Source organism: Qipengyuania sp. HL-TH1 (genome assembly GCF_036365825.1).
Classification (GTDB): Bacteria; Pseudomonadota; Alphaproteobacteria; order Sphingomonadales; family Sphingomonadaceae; genus Qipengyuania; species Qipengyuania profunda.
Genome location: NZ_CP142675.1, coordinates 2,907,036 through 2,922,862 on the forward strand (window position 1 = coordinate 2,907,036; position 15,827 = coordinate 2,922,862).

Below are 15,827 nucleotides of genomic sequence, written 5' to 3' on the forward strand. Positions count from 1 at the left end.
TCGATGAACTTCCGCAACATCTCCGCCTGGTCGATACGCAACCCGGTCATCCCGCTGGTCGCGTTCACTGCGCTGCTGCTTGCGGGCCTGATCAGCTTCGCCCGGATGGACGTGGTCAACAATCCGGACATCGAGTTTCCCGCGGTCAACGTGTCGATCTCGCAGCCCGGCGCCGCGCCGACCGAGATCGAGAACCAGATTACCCAGCGCGTCGAATCTGCCGTGCGTTCGATCAATGGCGTCAATTCGATCAATTCGACCGCGCGCGAAGGCAGCTCGAACACCTTTATCGAATTCGAAATCGGTACCGATCCCAATGATGCGGTGGCCGAGGTCAAGAATGCGGTCGATACGGTCCGCGGATCGCTGCCCGACGGAATTCTCGAACCGCGTGTGACCAAGGAAGAAATCTCCGGCGGCTTCCTCGCGATCTACGCGGTCGAAGCCGACGACATGACGATCGAAGGACTCAGCTGGTTCATCGACGATTCGGTGGCCAAGCAATTGCTCGGCATTGAGGGCATGGCCGAGGTCAACCGGTTCGGCGGTGTCGATCGCGAGATCGAAGTCATCCTCGACCTTGCGCGAATGCAGGCGCTGGGTGTCACTGCCAGTCAGATCAACGGGCTGCTCCGCCAGAGCAATGTCGATGCTGCTGGCGGGATGGCGGAGGTTGGCGGGACGCGCCAGTCGGTCCGTGTCCTCGGCAATAGCGACGATGCCTATGCGCTCAGCCAGCGCCAGATCCAGCTCGGCGGCGGGCGTACGGTCAAGCTCGCCGATGTCGCCACGGTTCGCGACGGCTATTCGGAGCGCACTTCGATTAGCAAGGTGCGTGACAAGGAAGTCGTCAATTTCGCGATGAGCCGCGCCAAGGGCGCTTCCGACGTTACCGTCTTCGACGAGGCACTGGAAAAGATCAGCGAGATCGAAGCCGCAAACCCCGGGGTGAAGTTCATCCCGCTGTTCAACACGGTCAAATACACCGAAGACCAGTACGAAAGCGCCATGGCCGCGATGATCGAAGGCGCGATCCTCGCGGTGGTCGTGGTGTTCTTCTTCCTGCGTGACTGGCGTGCAACCGCGATTTCCGCGGTCGCCATCCCGCTATCGGCAATCCCGACCTTCTGGTTCATGGATCTGCTGGGCTTCAATTTGAACCAGCTTTCGCTGCTGGCGCTGGCGCTGGTTGCCGGGGTGCTGGTCGATGACGCGATCGTCGAGATCGAGAACATCGTCAGACACATGCGCATGGGCAAGACCGCCTATCAGGCGTCGATCGATGCAGCCGACGAGATCGGGCTGCCGGTGGTCGCGACCAGTTTCTGCATCGTCGCCGTGTTCTTCCCGGTCGGTGCCATGCCTGGCATTTCGGGGCAGTTCTTCAAGAATTTCGGTTTCACCGTGGTGGTCGCAGTGCTGATGTCGCTTGCGGTCGCGCGTATGATTACGCCGATGCTGGCGGCCTATTTCCTGAAAGCGAAGGGGCAGGCCGCGCATGGCGAAGGTCCGATGATGGACCGCTACATGAATGTGCTGCGCTGGTCGCTCGACCGCGGCAAGATGTACGCTGCGCGCGAGAATATCGAGGGGCCGCGCAGGCGTTGGCTCTATATCCTGTCGCTGCTGGTCGTCGTGCTCGCAGCGCTGGGCATTTCTGCAATGGCCACGTTCACGGCATCGGACTTGATCCAGAGTCTCGAGCTGACCGATCTGATAACCGGCGGCAATCCCGACGCGGGCGGCTTTACAAACTTCATCGCTACGCTTGTCGGGGTCGTCCAACTGGCCTTGGCGCTGGCAATCGGCCTGTTCGCGGCGCTCGCCTTCTTCCGCGTCACCGGTTTCATCCTCCGCCGTTTGGGCGGCCACCTGGGGCAGGCCTGGCAATATCTCTATGCCCGCTTCCTCGACCACCGTGTGTGGATGCTCGGTGTCGGCTATTTCGCACTGCTGCTGACAATCCTGTTGTTCGGTATCGTGCCGGCGCAGTTCCAGCCGAACATCGATGACGAGAACAGCCGTGTCGAAATCGAAATGGTCCCTGGCACGACGCTGGAGACCACCGAGCGGGTGACCGATCAGGTCGCCGATATTCTCTATTCGCAGCCCGAAGTCGAACTCGCTCTCGAGCGGGTCCGCGAAGGGCAGGCGACGCTCTATGTGACGCTCAAGCCCGATCGCGAACGCACGTCGATCGAATTCGAACGCGCTCTGGCGCCGACCTTCGCGCAGATTGCCGATGCGCGGGTACGGTTCGCCTCGCAATCGGGGGGCTTCGGTTCGGGCCGCGACATGACCGTGATGCTGGCCGGCTCGGATCCCGAACAGCTCAACCAGACCGCGGCTACGCTGGTCGAGCAGATGAAGGGGATCGACATGCTCGTCGCCCCGCGCATCAGCGCCGATATCAACCGGCCCGAGCTCATCATCGAACCGCGCGAAGACCTCGCCGCCGAACTCGGTGTCACCACCGTCGCGATCAGCCAGACCATCCGTATCGCGACGATGGGCGAGATCGAGCAGAACGCGGCCAAGTTCTCGCTGTCGGATCGCCAGATCCCGATCCGGGTCAAATTGCCCGAGCGTTCGCGCGAGGACCTCGAGACGATCAAGAGCCTTCCGGTCCAGACCGCCAATGGCGGCTCGGTGCCGCTGTCGCGGGTTGCCGATGTCTCCTTCGGTTCGGGTCCGACGACCATCCAGCGCTACAATCAGAACCGCCGCGTACTCGTCGGCGCCGACCTTGCGCAGGGTGTGATCAAGGGCGAAGCGCAGGCCGAAATCGACGCGCTCCCAGTCCTGCAGGACCTGCCGCAGGGCGTAATCCGCGATGTAGTGGGTGAAGAGGAATGGCAGCAGGAGCTGGTTACCAGCCTGATGATCGCCATCGTCTCGGGCGTGCTGCTGGTCTTCGCGGTGCTCGTGCTGCTCTACAAGCGGCTGATGAGCCCGCTGGTCAATATGACCAGTCTCGCGCTCGCGCCACTGGGCGGCATCCTGCTCGTCTGGCTTTTCGGCCAGCCGCAATCGATGCCCGTCTATATCGGCATCCTGCTGCTGCTGGGCATCGTCTCGAAGAACTCGATCCTGCTGATCGACTTCGCGATCGAGGAAATGGACAAGGGGACGCGCAAGCTTCATGCGATCATCGATGCGGGCCACAAGCGCGCGCAGCCGATTGTCATGACCACCGTCGCGATGACGGCGGGCATGGTCCCGACCGCGCTGTCGGGCGTACTTGGCTCGGGCGATGGTGCTTGGCGGGCGCCCATGGGCACGGTGGTGATCGGCGGCCTGCTGCTGTCGACTGTGCTGACGCTGCTGATCGTGCCCGCTGGCTTCAGTCTGGCCGACGGCTTCGAAAAGCGCGTGGGGCCGTGGATGCGCCGCCGCCTGCTGACCTATAATGAAGGCGACGACACGCGCGGTATCATCGGCGACGGTTCGCCCGAGCCGGGGGTCGAACCCGCGGAGTGAGCGACGCCGTGCCTGCGGGGCTGCGCAACGCCGGTCCCCCGATCCCGCCCGACCGCGCGCGCATGATGCGGCGGACGGCGACCGGGTTGATCGTGCTGATGGCGGCACTGTTCCTGTGGTCGGGGCGCTATCTCGAGTTTCATCCCGCCTGGGGCTATCTGCATGCCTTCGCCGAGGCGGCGATGGTCGGCGGGCTGGCCGATTGGTTCGCGGTCACCGCGCTGTTCCGCCATCCGCTCGGCCTGCCGATCCCGCACACGGCGATCATTCCCGAGAACAAGGACCGCATCGCCGACACGATGGCGGGCTTCCTGCGCGAGAATTTCCTCACCCCGGCAGTGGTCGGGCGGCGAATGGGCGCGATGAACCTCGCGCATGCGGTCGGCAGCTATCTAGCCGATCCCAAGGTGACCAAGGATTCGCGGATCCGCGCGGGCGCGGGCGAGCTGGCGATCGAAGTGCTCGAATCGCTCGATCCCGACCGGCTGGGCACGCAGGTGCGCAGCGGGATCAAGACCCAGCTGGGCAAGCTGGAAATCGCCCCGCTGCTCGGCGGCATGCTCGATGCGATGATCGCCGATAGCCGCCATAAGCCGCTGATCGACAAGATCATCCGCTGGGCGGGGCTGGTGCTCGAAGACAATGAAGCGATGGTGCGTGACATGGTCCACAAGCGCGCCAATGCGGTGCTGCGCTTTACGGGTCTCGACGAACGCCTCGCCAATTCGGTGCTCGACGGGCTGTACAAGCTGCTCGCCGAAGTGCTGGTCGACCCCGACCATCCGCTGCGGGCGAAGATCGAAGAGGGGCTGCAGGAGCTTGCCCTCGGCCTGCGCGAGGATCCCGAAATGCAGCAGCGGGTCGAGCGGATGAAGCGCGAGCTGCTCGACAATCCGGCGATTGGCGATTGGTGGCAGGGCGTCTGGGAACGGCTGCGCGCGAACCTCATCCAGTCGATCCGCAGCAACGACGGCGGCGGCACTGGTTATCTGGGTGAAACGCTTGCCGAACTCGGCTCCGCGCTACGCGACGACGCGCGGCTGCAACGCCAGGTCAACCGCTTCGCACGCCGCACGGCGGTGGGTGTTGCGACGCGCTATGGCGATCAGATCGTGCAGCTTGTTTCGGAAACCGTGCGCCGCTGGGATGCCCAGACGATTACCGACCGCGTCGAAAGCGCGGTGGGCCGCGACCTCCAGTTCATCCGCATCAACGGGACACTAGTGGGCGGATTGGTGGGGCTGACGATCCACGCGCTCGACATTTACGTGATCTAGCTGGCGGATATGCCGCGCGGCCAGCACGGCGACCCGGTAATGAAAAACCCTCCCGCCGATCGCTCGGCGAGAGGGTCAAACCTTGGGCTTAGCCAGGCAATCAGAGCTTTTCGGTCAGCTCCGGGACGATCTTGAACAGATCGCCGACGAGGCCGATGTCCGCGACCTGGAAGATCGGGGCGTCCTCGTCCTTGTTGATTGCGATGATGGTCTTGGAATCCTTCATGCCAGCAAGGTGCTGGATCGCGCCCGAGATGCCGATAGCAATATAGACTTCGGGTGCGACGATCTTGCCGGTCTGGCCGACCTGGTAGTCGTTGGGGACATAGCCCGCATCGACGGCTGCGCGGCTCGCGCCGATCCCGGCGCCGAGCTTGTCGGCGAGCGGGGTGATGACCTGTTCGAAGGTTTCCGAATCCTTCAGCGCCCGGCCGCCCGAGACGATGACCTTGGCGCTGGTCAGTTCGGGGCGATCGCTTTCGGCGATTTCCTCGCTGACGAAGGTCGAGATGCCTGCATCGGTCGGGCCCGAGACGTCCTCGATCTCGGCCGAGCCGCCTTCGGCAGCGGCCTTCTCGAAGGCCGTACCGCGCACGGTAACGACCAGCTTGGCGTCGGACGATTCGACCGTCGCAATCGCGTTGCCGGCATAGATCGGGCGAGTGAAGGTCTTGTCGCCTTCGACCGAGAGAATGTCCGAAATCTGCATCACGTCGAGCAGTGCGGCGACGCGCGGAGCGACGTTCTTGCCGGTCGTGGTGGAAGGCGCGACAAAGGCATCGTGATGGCCCATCAGATCGGCCACCAGCGGGGCCACGTTCTCGGCCAGCGCATGTTCGTACGCCGCGTCGTCCGCCAGGTGGACCTTGCCCACGCCGGCGATCTTGGCAGCTTCCTCGGCCACCGCGCGGCAACCCGCACCGGCAACCAGCAGGTGGACTTCGCCGAGCTTGCCCGCGGCGGTTACCGCGGCCAGCGTGGCGTCTGCGACATGGGCGTTATCGTGTTCGACCCAGACGAGAGTTTTCATGTGTCTATTCCTTTCGTGTCCGGGCGGGCTCAGGCGATCCCGAGGGCCTTGATCTTGGCGACGAGTGCATCGACGTCTTCGACCTTTTCGCCCGCCTGGCGGACCGGCGGTTCGGAAACATTGGTCGTGGTCAGGCGCGGCGCGGTATCGACGCCGTAATCCGCCGGGCTCTTGGTATCGAGCGGCTTCTTCTTCGCCTTCATGATGTTGGGCAGCGAGGCATAACGCGGCTCGTTGAGGCGCAGGTCGGTGGTGACGATCGCGGGCATGGTCAGCTTGACCGTCTGCAGACCGCCATCGACTTCACGCTTTACCGTGACGCTGTCGCCCTCGACCTCGACCGTATTGGCGAAGGTGCCCTGCGGACGGCCCATCAGCGCGGCGAGCATCTGGCCGGTCTGGTTCGAATCGTCGTCGATCGCCTGCTTGCCGAGCATCACGATGCCGGGTTCTTCTTCCTTGGCGATCGCCTGGAGGATCTTGGCGACGGCGAGCGGTTCGACCTCGTCATCGGTTTCGACCAGGATCGCGCGGTCGGCGCCCATGGCGAGCGCAGTGCGCAGCGTTTCCTGCGCCTTGGCAGGACCGACGCTGACGACCACGATTTCTTCGGCCTTGCCCGCTTCCTTGATGCGGATGGCTTCCTCGACGGCGATTTCGTCGAAGGGGTTCATGCTCATCTTGACGTTGGCGAGGTCGACGCCCGAGCCGTCGGCCTTGACGCGCGGCTTGACGTTGTAATCGATCACCCGTTTCACGGGGACGAGGATTTTCATGCGATACCTTCCTCTCGATAGAATCTGTGGCGCCCGCCTATCTCGCGTTTACGTAAACGTCAAGTAAGCGGGGTGCGGTGAATGCGACGCTTACCGTAATCCCTCGCGCTATGCGCGGTATGGGTCAAGCGGCGCCGGCCTTCATCTTTACTATGGGTGGCGGCGGGATTAGTTTCGCCGTTCTCGACGGGAGGAAGGCAATGCGCGTCTGGACGATTTTCGCGGCCGCGGCGGGGCTGGCCGCAGCACCCCTCGCCGCCGAGGAAACCCGGCTGGCCTCGGCGGACCATGTCCCTCCGCCAGCAGCAATCGAACAGCTCGACTGGCTGGTCGGTCACTGGTCGGGCGAGGGTATCGCCGGTGCCGTCGCGCATGAAAGTTGGCTGCCGCCGAGCGGTGGGACGATGGTGGGGACCTTCGTCCAGGAAACCGGCGAGGGCGAGGTCATGTTCACCGAGCACATGTACCTGGCAGAGGAGGACGGCTCGCTCGTCGTCAGGCTCAAGCATTTCAATCCCGACCTCACCGGATGGGAGGAAAAGGACGATATGCTGCGCTTCCGCCTGGTCGCAGTGGAGGATTGCGCCGCCTATTTCAGCGCGCTCACCTATCGCTGCGATGGCGACGACGGGTTGGTGGTCGCCGTCCGCATGAAGAGCGAGGGCGACGCGGTCGAAGAGCTGGTGTTCCGCTTCCGGCGCAACCGCTGACGCCGGAAATGCGAAGGGCGGACCCTGCCGGGCCCGCCCTCCTAAACCTTACGCGGCAGCGGTCGAAGCGATCAGGCCGCCTTCTTGACCTCGGCAACGATCTTCTTCGCGGCATCGCCCAGATCGTCGGCGCTGACGATCGGCAGGCCCGAATTCTCGAGGATGGACTTGCCTTCCGCGACATTGGTGCCTTCGAGGCGCACGACCAGCGGAACCGAGAGGTTCACGTCCTTCGCTGCCTGGACGATGCCATTGGCGATGACGTCGCACTTCATGATGCCGCCGAAGATGTTGACGAGGATGCCCTCGACCGCCGGGTCCTTGAGGATGATCTTGAACGCCGCGGTGACCTTCTCGGTGGTGGCGCCGCCGCCCACGTCGAGGAAGTTGGCGGGGAAGGCGCCGTTGAGCTTGATGATGTCCATCGTCGCCATGGCGAGGCCCGCGCCATTGACCATGCAGCCAATGTTGCCGTCGAGCTTGATGTAGGCGAGGTCGTATTCGCTCGCCTCGACTTCGGCAGGGTCTTCCTCGGTCTCGTCGCGCAGCGCTTCCACGTCCTTGTGCCGGAACAGCGCATTGCCGTCGAAGCTCATCTTGGTGTCGAGCACGAGGAGGTTGCCGTCCTTGGTCTCGACCAGCGGATTGATCTCGAGCATTTCGCAATCGAGATCCATGAAGGCGGTGTAAAGCTGCTTGGACAGCTTCTGCGCCTGCTTGTTGAGATCGCCCGTCAGCTTCAGCGCGAAGGCCACTGCGCGGCCGTGATGCGGCATGAAGCCCTGCGCCGGGTCGATGGTGATGGTGGTGATCTTCTCGGGCGTCGAATGCGCGACTTCCTCGATATCCATCCCGCCTTCGGTCGACACGATCATGGCAACGCGGCCAGTGGCGCGATCGACCAGCATCGAGAGATAGTATTCTTCGGCAATGTCGACGCCGTCGGTGACATAGAGGCGGTTGACCTGCTTGCCCGCATCACCGGTCTGCACGGTCACCAGCGTATTGCCGAGCATGTCCCTGGCGTTGGCTTCGACATCCTCGATGCTGGTCGACAGGCGGACACCGCCCTTGGCATCGGGGCCGAGTTCCTTGAACTTGCCCTTGCCGCGACCACCGGCATGGATCTGCGCCTTCACGACATAGAGCGGTCCGGGCAGCTGCTTGGCACCGGCGACCGCTTCCTCGACGGTCAGCGCGGCATGGCCGGCGGGGATGCCGATCCCGTATTTAGCGAGCAGTTCCTTGGCCTGGTATTCGTGAATGTTCATGGAGTGCGTCGTCCTTCGCGTGATGCGCGTGGGGTAATGGGAGTCGCAGCGGCCATAAGCATGTCTGGGCGCGCTTGAAAAGGCCCGCATTCGGGTGCAGGGCCGCGTCACACGCACATGATCGACAGCCAACGCCTCGAATCCATCGTCTCCGAAGCCGGGAGGATCGCCTACGACCTGTGGCCGGGAGCGGGCAACGCTCTGGATGCATGGGAGAAAAAGCCCGGCGATCCGGTATGCGAGGCCGATCTTGCGGTCGATGCCTTTCTCAAGCGCGAACTTGGCGCGCTGTTGCCGTCGGCGGGCTGGCTGTCGGAGGAAACGGCCGATGATCCGGCACGCCTCGAGCACGATCTGATCTGGCTGGTCGATCCGGTCGACGGGACGCGCGACTTCATCCGCGGACGCCCCGGCTGGGCGGTATCGGTCGCGCTTATCAGCGGCGGGCGCCCGCTGATCGGGACGCTCTGCGCCCCTGCACGCGGCGAGACCTGGCAGGCAGTCGCGGGGCAGGGCGCGTTCCGCAACGGGCAGCCGCTCTCGGCTTCGATGCGGCGCGAATTCGCGGGGTCGCGGGTTCCGGCGCATGCCTTGCCCAAGACCGACACCGATCTGGTCACCGTCGACCAGCCCAATTCTATCGCGCTGCGCATCGCCATGGTCGCTGCCGACGAGGCCGATCTGGTGGCAACGGTGCGCTGGGGATTCGAATGGGATATCGCCGCAGCGGGCATGATCGCGCGCGAAGCGGGCGCGGCGGTGAGCGATGCCTATGGCAACAAGCTCGATTACAACAAGCGCGATCCGCGCGCCTTCGGGGTGCTGGTCAGCGCGCCCGACATCCACACCGCAGCGGTCGCGCGGCTGGCACAGCGACTCGACACGCAGACATGAAAAAGGGGCCGGTCAGAAACCGGCCCCCAGTTCGTGCGATCTTCCAAAGGGCCCGGGGGCCTTACATCCCCTGGGACTGGGCGGCTTCGACGTCCTGCTGGTCGAAGGGGATGATCTTGATTTCAACGCGGCGGTTGAGCGGCTGGTTGACGTTGTCGGCGGTTGCCACCTTCAGCCGGGTTTCGCCAAAGCCCATCCAGCGCAGGCGCGAGGAGCTGACCCCGCGCGAGGTGAGGTAATTGGCGACGGCCTGCGCGCGCTGTTCGGACAGGCGCTGGTTCGATTCGGCCGAACCGACGGTATCGGTGTGACCGTAAACGTCGACCAGGCTGTTGGGATATTGCGTCAGGCTGCTGGCCACGCGGTCGAGCAGATCGCGGAAGCCCGGCGAGATGGTGTAGCTGCCGGTGGCGAAGGTCACGCCGTCGGGCAGGTTGACGAGGATCGCCTCGCCGCCATCGGTTTCGGTCACGTCGACACCCGAGCCGGCGGTCTGTTCCTTCAGTTCCTTGACCTGCTGGTCCATCTTGTAGCCGACCACGCCGCCGGCGACACCGCCCGCTGCTGCGCCGACAATGCGTCCGGTCTTGCCGCCGATGACGCCGCCGAGCAATCCGCCGACGACAGCACCGCCGGCCGTGCCGAGCACGGTGCGCGAGATTTTCTGCTCGCCGGTATTGGGATCGGTGACACAGGCCGACACGGTCATCAGGGACACGGCGGCCAGGCTGGCGGTAAGAATGCGCGATTTGTTCATGTAATTCTCCTCCTCTGAGGTGGCAGGTGGCCCTGTCCGGGATCGCTGCCGGGCGAGTGATACCGGACGCGCCCAACCCGCGTCACTGTTCATCCAACCTTCCAGCGACCCGCCAGTTCCATTCGCGCGGAAGATAAGTCATCCGAGGCTGGCAGCGCAGGGCTTTTGTGCTAGCGACGCGCGGGTGACACCTTTTCCCTGGACCGACCTGCTGATCATCGCGGGGCTGATCGTGCTCAATGGCGTTTTCGCCATGAGCGAACTCGCCATCGTCTCGGCGCGCACCGCGCGCCTGCGGTCCGCTGCGCATCAGGGCACTCGCGGAGCGCAGATCGCGCTCACGCTGGCGGCGGAGCCGGGCAAGTTCCTTTCGACCGTACAGATCGGGATTACGCTCATCGGGATCATTGCCGGTGCCTATTCGGGGGCCAGCCTTGGCGGGCCGGTGAGCGAGCGGCTGGTGCTGCTCGGCGTGCCCGCCAGTTGGGCGCCCCAGGCGGGGTTCGCGACCGTCATCGCCCTCACGACCTATCTCAGCCTGGTAGTCGGCGAGCTGGTGCCCAAGCAGGTCGCGCTACGCGCAGCTGTGCCGATCGCAATCTATATGGCGCGGCCGATGGCGGTGCTGGCCAAGGTCGCTGCGCCGCTTGTGTGGCTGCTCGATGCATCGTCGGGTCTGCTTATCCGCCTGCTTGGCGTGCGGCCCGCGGGCCAGAGCGCGGTTACCGCCGAAGAACTGCACATGCTGTTTGCCGAAGCCACGCGCAGCGGGGTGATCGAGCATGAACAGCACCAGATGCTGCAGGGCGTCGTGCGGCTGGCGCAACGCCCGGTGCGCGAGCTGATGACGCCGCGCACCGAGGTCGACTGGATCGATATCGCTGCGGACGAGGCGGCAGTGCGCGCGGTGCTCGACGCCAGCCCGCACTCGCTGCTGCCCGTGGCCGAAGGGTCGCCCGACCGGGTGCTGGGCGTGGTCAAGGTGCGCGATATCCTGTCGCGGCTCATCGCCAACCAGCCGGTCAATGTTGCCGATCTGATGATCAAGGCCGAGGTCGTGCCCGACCAGCTCGATGCAGTCGATGCCTTGCGCGTGTTGCAGCAGGCCGAAGTCGCGCTGGCGATGGTGCATGACGAATACGGCCATCTCGACGGGATCATAACGCCGGTCGATCTGCTCACCGCGCTGGTGGGCGATTTCGCCAGCGACCAGGACCCTGGCGATTCGCCAGGCATTACCGAACGCTCCGATGGAAGTCTGCTGGTGTCGGGCTCGCTTTCGGCCGATGTGCTCGCCGACCGGCTAGGCATCGAATATGGCGACGATCGCGAGTTCGGCACTGCGGCAGGCTATGCGCTGCACGTGCTCAAGCGGCTGCCGGGCGAAGGCGACTATTTCACCGACCAGAGCTGGCGTTTCGAAGTGATCGACATGGATGGCCGGCGGATCGACAAATTGCTGGTGAGCAGCGAAGCGAGCGAAGTTTAGTTTTTTTTGCTGTTCGCACCGACATCTCTCGGTGCGTCCTCGCTAGATGCGCAGCAAGCTGCGCCCGCTGCGGGCGGCCGGTCGGCCTTGCCGTCCGCTGGTCGCGGACGGGACTTACGCTATTCAGGCATGGTAGCGATGGGAACCGAGCCGAAGGCGAGGCAAGGGCGACCGCCCGCCCACAGGGGCCCGGAGCAAAGCGAAGGAATAGCCCCGAGGATGCACCGACGGATGTCGGTGCGAAACACAAAAACTAACCCGGGATAACCGCCGCGGCGCTGGCGCCGTCGCCTTCGGGCGCGGCGATGATGTCGCGGGTCACGCTGCCCTTGGCGACCGTTGCCGTGCCGGGATCGCCAACCGCACTGCGGATGCCCGGAGCGGCTGCTCCGGCGCGTTCGAGCATGCTGGTTTCGACGCTGCTACGCGCCTGCGGGCCACCGAACAGCGCTTCGAGCGTCTGCGATGCGGCGCTGCCTTCGGACGGGCGCGGGGCGCCGGGCTGCGGCGGCACGAGGTTGAAATCGGGCGGCACCACCAGCGGTGCCTGGCGCTGCACGGCAAACTCGTCGGGCCGGTCGCGGTTGAGCAGGCCGCCACCACCGCACGCTGCGGTCATGGCACCAAGGCCGGCGATCAGGGCGATACGGGCGAATTTACTCATCACTTGCTCTCCGCGGCGTCGGCCGCCTTGGTGTTCATGAGGCCATCGACCTCTTGGTCGTCCTTGTCGCGCATGAGGAAGGCGCGTGCAAGGACGATGACCACGCCGATGGTGATAGCCGCATCGGCGACATTGAAAATCAGGAAGGGGCGGAAATCGCCGAAATGCAGATCGGCGAAATCGACGACATAGCCCAGTTCGTAGCGGTCCTTGATATTGCCCAGCGCGCCGCCGAGGATCAGCGACAGCGCGAAGATATCGCCCAGCAGTTTCTCGCGTAGCATCCACGCGGTCACCACCAGCGCGATCACTGCGGTCACCAGCACCAGGCCCCAGCGCATTTCGGGCGAGGTCGCCTCGAACATGCCGAGCGAGACGCCGAAATTGCGCGTGAAACGCAGGTCGAAAATCGGCAGCAGTTCCATCGCCTCGCCAACCCGGTCGATGCCGAGCGTTTTGGTGACGAAATTCTTGCTCCACTGGTCGGAAGCGAAGATCAGCAGCGCGATCACACAGCCGATCAGGCGGTTCTTCAGCACCGGGGTCATTGCACGGCATCCAGCTCGGCGACCGCGCTTTCGCAGCGGTCGCACAAATCGCCGTCTTCCCCGACGCTGGGCAGCAGGCGCCAGCAGCGCCCGCACTTGTTTTCGTCTGTCCGCGTCACCGTCACCGCATCGCTATCGCCGCGCGTGACTGACGCGGTGATGAACAATTCGGCGAGGTCGGCATCGCTGAAGCCTTCGGGCACGGCCGCAGCGGGAACCACCACATCGGCTTCGAGGCCCGAGCGGATGACCTTGTCGCGCCCGCAGCGGCTCGATCGCTTCCATCACGTTCTCGCGCAGTTCGCGCAGCTTCTCCCAGCGTGCGCCTTCGGCGATCACACCCGGCACCTGCGGCCATTCGAGGAGGTGGACGCTGCCGCCGTCGGGGTAGCGCGTCGACCACACCTCCTCTGCCGTGAACACCAGCACCGGCGCGGCATAGCGGACCAGCGCGTGGAACAGCAGGTCGAGCACTGTGCGATAGGCGTTGCGCTTCACGCTGCCCGGCCCGTCGCAATAGAGCACGTCCTTGCGGATATCGAAGTAGAAGGCCGACAAATCCTCGTTACAGAAATCGACCAGCAACCGCGTATAGGCGTTGAAGTCGTAATTCTCTGCCGCGTGGCGCAGCTTGCCATCGAGATCGGCCAGCAGCGCGAGGATATAGACCTCGAGTTCGGGCACTTCGCCGACATCGCCCATATCGCCGACAAAGCCGTCGAGCGCGCCGAGCAGATAGCGGAAGGTATTGCGCAGTTTGCGGTACTGGTCGCCCGCGCCCTTGAGGATCTCGTCGCCGATGCGGTGGTCCTCGGTCGAATCGACGCTGAGCGCCCACAGCCGGATGATGTCCGCGCCGTATTGTTCCATGACCTTGAGCGGATCGATCGTGTTGCCGAGGCTCTTCGACATCTTGCGCCCGTCGCTGGCCATGGTGAAGCCGTGCGTCAGCACCTGGTCGTACGGCGCGCGGCCGCGCGTGGCGCAGCTCTCCAGCAGCGAGGACTGGAACCAGCCGCGATGCTGGTCGCTGCCCTCCAGATAAAGGTCGGCGGGCCATTTCAATGCCGGCCAGCGCCCGCTTTCGAGCGTGAAGGCATGCGTACAGCCCGAATCGAACCACACATCGAGAATGTCGGCGACCATTTCGTAATCGTCGGGATTGTAGGCCTCGCCGAGGAATTCGGCCTTGCGGCTCTCGTCCCAGGCATCGACGCCGTCTTCGCGCACTGCGGCGATGACGCGCGCGTTCACTTCGGGGTCCTGCAGATATTCGCCCGTGCCGTTCTTCACGAACAGCGTTATCGGCACGCCCCAGGCGCGCTGGCGCGACAGCACCCAGTCGGGACGGCCTTCGACCATCGAACCGATCCGGCGGCGGCCCTTTTCGGGGATGAAGCGGACGCGTTCGATCTCGGACATGGCACGGCTGCGCAGCGTGCCGCCGCCGCCCAGTTCCTTGTCCATCGGCACGAACCACTGCGGCGTGCAGCGATAGATCACCTTGGCTTTCGAGCGCCAGCTATGCGGATAGGAATGCTGGTAGTCGTCGCTGGCCGAGAGCAGCGCGCCCGCTTCGCGCAAATCGCTGCAGATCGGGCCTTCGGGCGAATTGAACGGCTTGTTGATGACGCTGCGGCGGCGTTCCTTGCCGTTCTCGTCCAGATCGCCAGCGCCGAGCCATTCCCAGTCATCGCGATAGCGCCCGTCGGCCATGACCGCGAAGACCGGCTCGAGCCCATTGGCGCGGCACAGCAGGAAGTCGTCCTCGCCATGGTCGGGCGACATGTGGACGAGCCCGGTGCCTGAATCGGTTGTGACGAAATCGCCTGAGAGCATGGGGCGCGGCGTCGCGTAAAATCCGCCGAGGTGATGCATCGGATGGCGAACCATGGTTCCGGCTAGGTCGGAGCCTTTGTAGATTGTTACGGTTTCCGCGGCGCTCTCAGGCGCGCCGGTACCATTCTCATTGGCGCCCGTGCGAAGAGAGAGCGCGTAGCAAAGATCTTCCGCGACAAGATAGCGCTTGTCCCCGTAGTGAACGACAACATACTCAACATCCGGCCCATAGGCCAAAGCCTGGTTGACCGGGATCGTCCACGGCGTGGTCGTCCAGATCACCGCATGTGCGCCGACCAGTTCCGGAATTGCTGATTCGGTGATCTCGAAGGCCACGTCGATCTGGGTCGAGGTGATGTCCTCATATTCGACCTCGGCCTCGGCCAGCGCGGTTTCTTCCACCGGGCTCCACATCACCGGCTTCGAGCCGCGATAGAGATTGCCCGCCTCGGCGAATTTCATCAGTTCGGCGACGATCGTCGCCTCGCTGTCGAACTGCATGGTCAGGTAGGGATTGTCCCAGTCGCCCATGATGCCGAGCCGCTTCAATTGCTCGCGCTGCACATCGACCCATTTCTTGGCGTAGGCGCGGCATTCGGCGCGGAATTCGGCCGGCGGGACCGCTTTCTTGTCGAGCTTCTTCTTGCGGTACTGTTCCTCGACCTTCCATTCGATCGGCAGGCCGTGGCAGTCCCAGCCGGGCACGTAGGGCGCGTCCTTGCCCATCAGGTTCTGCGTGCGGCAGACCATGTCCTTGAGCGTGTGATTGAGCGCGTGCCCGATATGCATGTCGCCATTGGCGTAGGGCGGGCCGTCGTGCAGCACGAAGGTCTCGCGGCCGGCGCGCGCCTCGCGCAGCTGGCGGTAGAGCCCCTCCTCTTCCCAGCGCGCGGCAATCTTCGGCTCCTTTGCAGGGAGGCCGGCCTTCATGGGGAAATCGGTCTTGGGCAGGAAGACCGTGTCTCTGTAATCGCGCTTTTCGGACATATAGGCGAGCCGTTAGGCCAAACCCGCCCCGCGATAAAGACTTTCGTCGCCCCTGCGCAGGCAGGGGCCCAGATAAGCTTGCGGAGTGCGTAAGGGTGAGATCAG

Annotated in this window: 13 protein-coding genes; 5 read left to right on the plus strand and 8 right to left on the minus strand. The window is 64.3% G+C overall.

What is annotated here, in order from left to right; all coding sequences use genetic code 11:
* Window positions 1–3 precede the first annotated feature (3 nt).
* Both VWN43_RS14845 and VWN43_RS14850 read left to right on the plus strand, forming a co-directional pair.
* Window positions 4–3,480: an efflux RND transporter permease subunit gene (locus VWN43_RS14845; RefSeq protein WP_320181205.1), complete on the plus strand. Its 3,477-nt coding sequence runs from the start codon at window positions 4–6 to the stop codon at window positions 3,478–3,480.
* A gap of 65 nt (window positions 3,481–3,545) precedes the next feature.
* Window positions 3,546–4,757: a DUF445 domain-containing protein gene (locus tag VWN43_RS14850; protein ID WP_320182152.1), complete on the plus strand. Its 1,212-nt coding sequence runs from the start codon at window positions 3,546–3,548 to the stop codon at window positions 4,755–4,757.
* A 100-nt stretch (window positions 4,758–4,857) separates the two neighbouring features.
* Here the strand turns inward: VWN43_RS14850 and VWN43_RS14855 are convergent, their stop codons facing one another.
* Entirely contained in the window at window positions 4,858–5,787 is a 930-nt protein-coding gene (locus tag VWN43_RS14855) for an electron transfer flavoprotein subunit alpha/FixB family protein (RefSeq protein ID WP_253520787.1), read from the minus strand.
* A gap of 29 nt (window positions 5,788–5,816) precedes the next feature.
* A complete protein-coding gene (locus VWN43_RS14860) occupies window positions 5,817–6,563 on the minus strand; it encodes an electron transfer flavoprotein subunit beta/FixA family protein (protein ID WP_320181204.1) in 747 nt (248 codons plus the stop codon).
* Between the two features lie 200 nt (window positions 6,564–6,763).
* Here VWN43_RS14860 and VWN43_RS14865 point away from each other — a divergent pair, with 200 nt between their 5' ends.
* Window positions 6,764–7,273, plus strand: a complete 510-nt coding sequence (locus tag VWN43_RS14865; RefSeq protein ID WP_320181203.1) for a DUF6265 family protein — start codon at window positions 6,764–6,766, stop codon at window positions 7,271–7,273.
* Between the two features lie 71 nt (window positions 7,274–7,344).
* On the opposite strand, the gene sucC is transcribed toward VWN43_RS14865, so the two are convergent.
* Window positions 7,345–8,544: an ADP-forming succinate--CoA ligase subunit beta gene (sucC, locus tag VWN43_RS14870; RefSeq protein ID WP_253520778.1), complete on the minus strand. Its 1,200-nt coding sequence runs from the start codon at window positions 8,542–8,544 to the stop codon at window positions 7,345–7,347.
* Between the two features lie 117 nt (window positions 8,545–8,661).
* On the opposite strand from sucC, the gene VWN43_RS14875 reads away from it, so the two are divergent.
* Window positions 8,662–9,438, plus strand: a complete 777-nt coding sequence (locus VWN43_RS14875; RefSeq protein ID WP_253520775.1) for a 3'(2'),5'-bisphosphate nucleotidase CysQ — start codon at window positions 8,662–8,664, stop codon at window positions 9,436–9,438.
* A gap of 61 nt (window positions 9,439–9,499) precedes the next feature.
* On the opposite strand, the gene VWN43_RS14880 is transcribed toward VWN43_RS14875, so the two are convergent.
* Window positions 9,500–10,195, minus strand: a complete 696-nt coding sequence (locus VWN43_RS14880; protein WP_320181202.1) for a YiaD family glycine zipper/OmpA-like lipoprotein — start codon at window positions 10,193–10,195, stop codon at window positions 9,500–9,502.
* Between the two features lie 184 nt (window positions 10,196–10,379).
* Between VWN43_RS14880 and VWN43_RS14885 the strand changes: the two genes are divergently transcribed.
* Window positions 10,380–11,684 (plus strand): hemolysin family protein, encoded by a 1,305-nt coding sequence (locus VWN43_RS14885; protein WP_320181201.1) that lies wholly within the window; start codon window positions 10,380–10,382, stop codon window positions 11,682–11,684.
* Between the two features lie 253 nt (window positions 11,685–11,937).
* Here VWN43_RS14885 and VWN43_RS14890 read toward each other — a convergent pair whose 3' ends face one another.
* From VWN43_RS14890 to ileS, 4 genes are read right to left on the minus strand one after another with little or no spacing between them, the layout of a single operon-like run.
* Entirely contained in the window at window positions 11,938–12,348 is a 411-nt protein-coding gene (locus VWN43_RS14890) for a DUF3035 domain-containing protein (RefSeq protein ID WP_253520765.1), read from the minus strand.
* The gene (lspA, locus tag VWN43_RS14895) at window positions 12,348–12,896 is read right to left on the minus strand and encodes a signal peptidase II (protein WP_320181200.1); all 549 of its coding nucleotides are present in this window, start codon (window positions 12,894–12,896) and stop codon (window positions 12,348–12,350) included. Before lspA ends, VWN43_RS14890 begins: the two co-directional genes overlap by 1 nt.
* The gene (locus VWN43_RS16360; protein ID WP_420493554.1) at window positions 12,893–13,120 is read right to left on the minus strand and encodes a zinc finger domain-containing protein; all 228 of its coding nucleotides are present in this window, start codon (window positions 13,118–13,120) and stop codon (window positions 12,893–12,895) included. The genes lspA and VWN43_RS16360 overlap by 4 nt, the downstream gene beginning before the upstream one ends.
* Complete coding sequence (gene ileS, locus VWN43_RS14900; protein WP_420493555.1) at window positions 13,029–15,722, minus strand: isoleucine--tRNA ligase; 2,694 nt, start codon at window positions 15,720–15,722, stop codon at window positions 13,029–13,031. The genes VWN43_RS16360 and ileS overlap by 92 nt, the downstream gene beginning before the upstream one ends.
* Window positions 15,723–15,827: the final 105 nt, after the last annotated feature.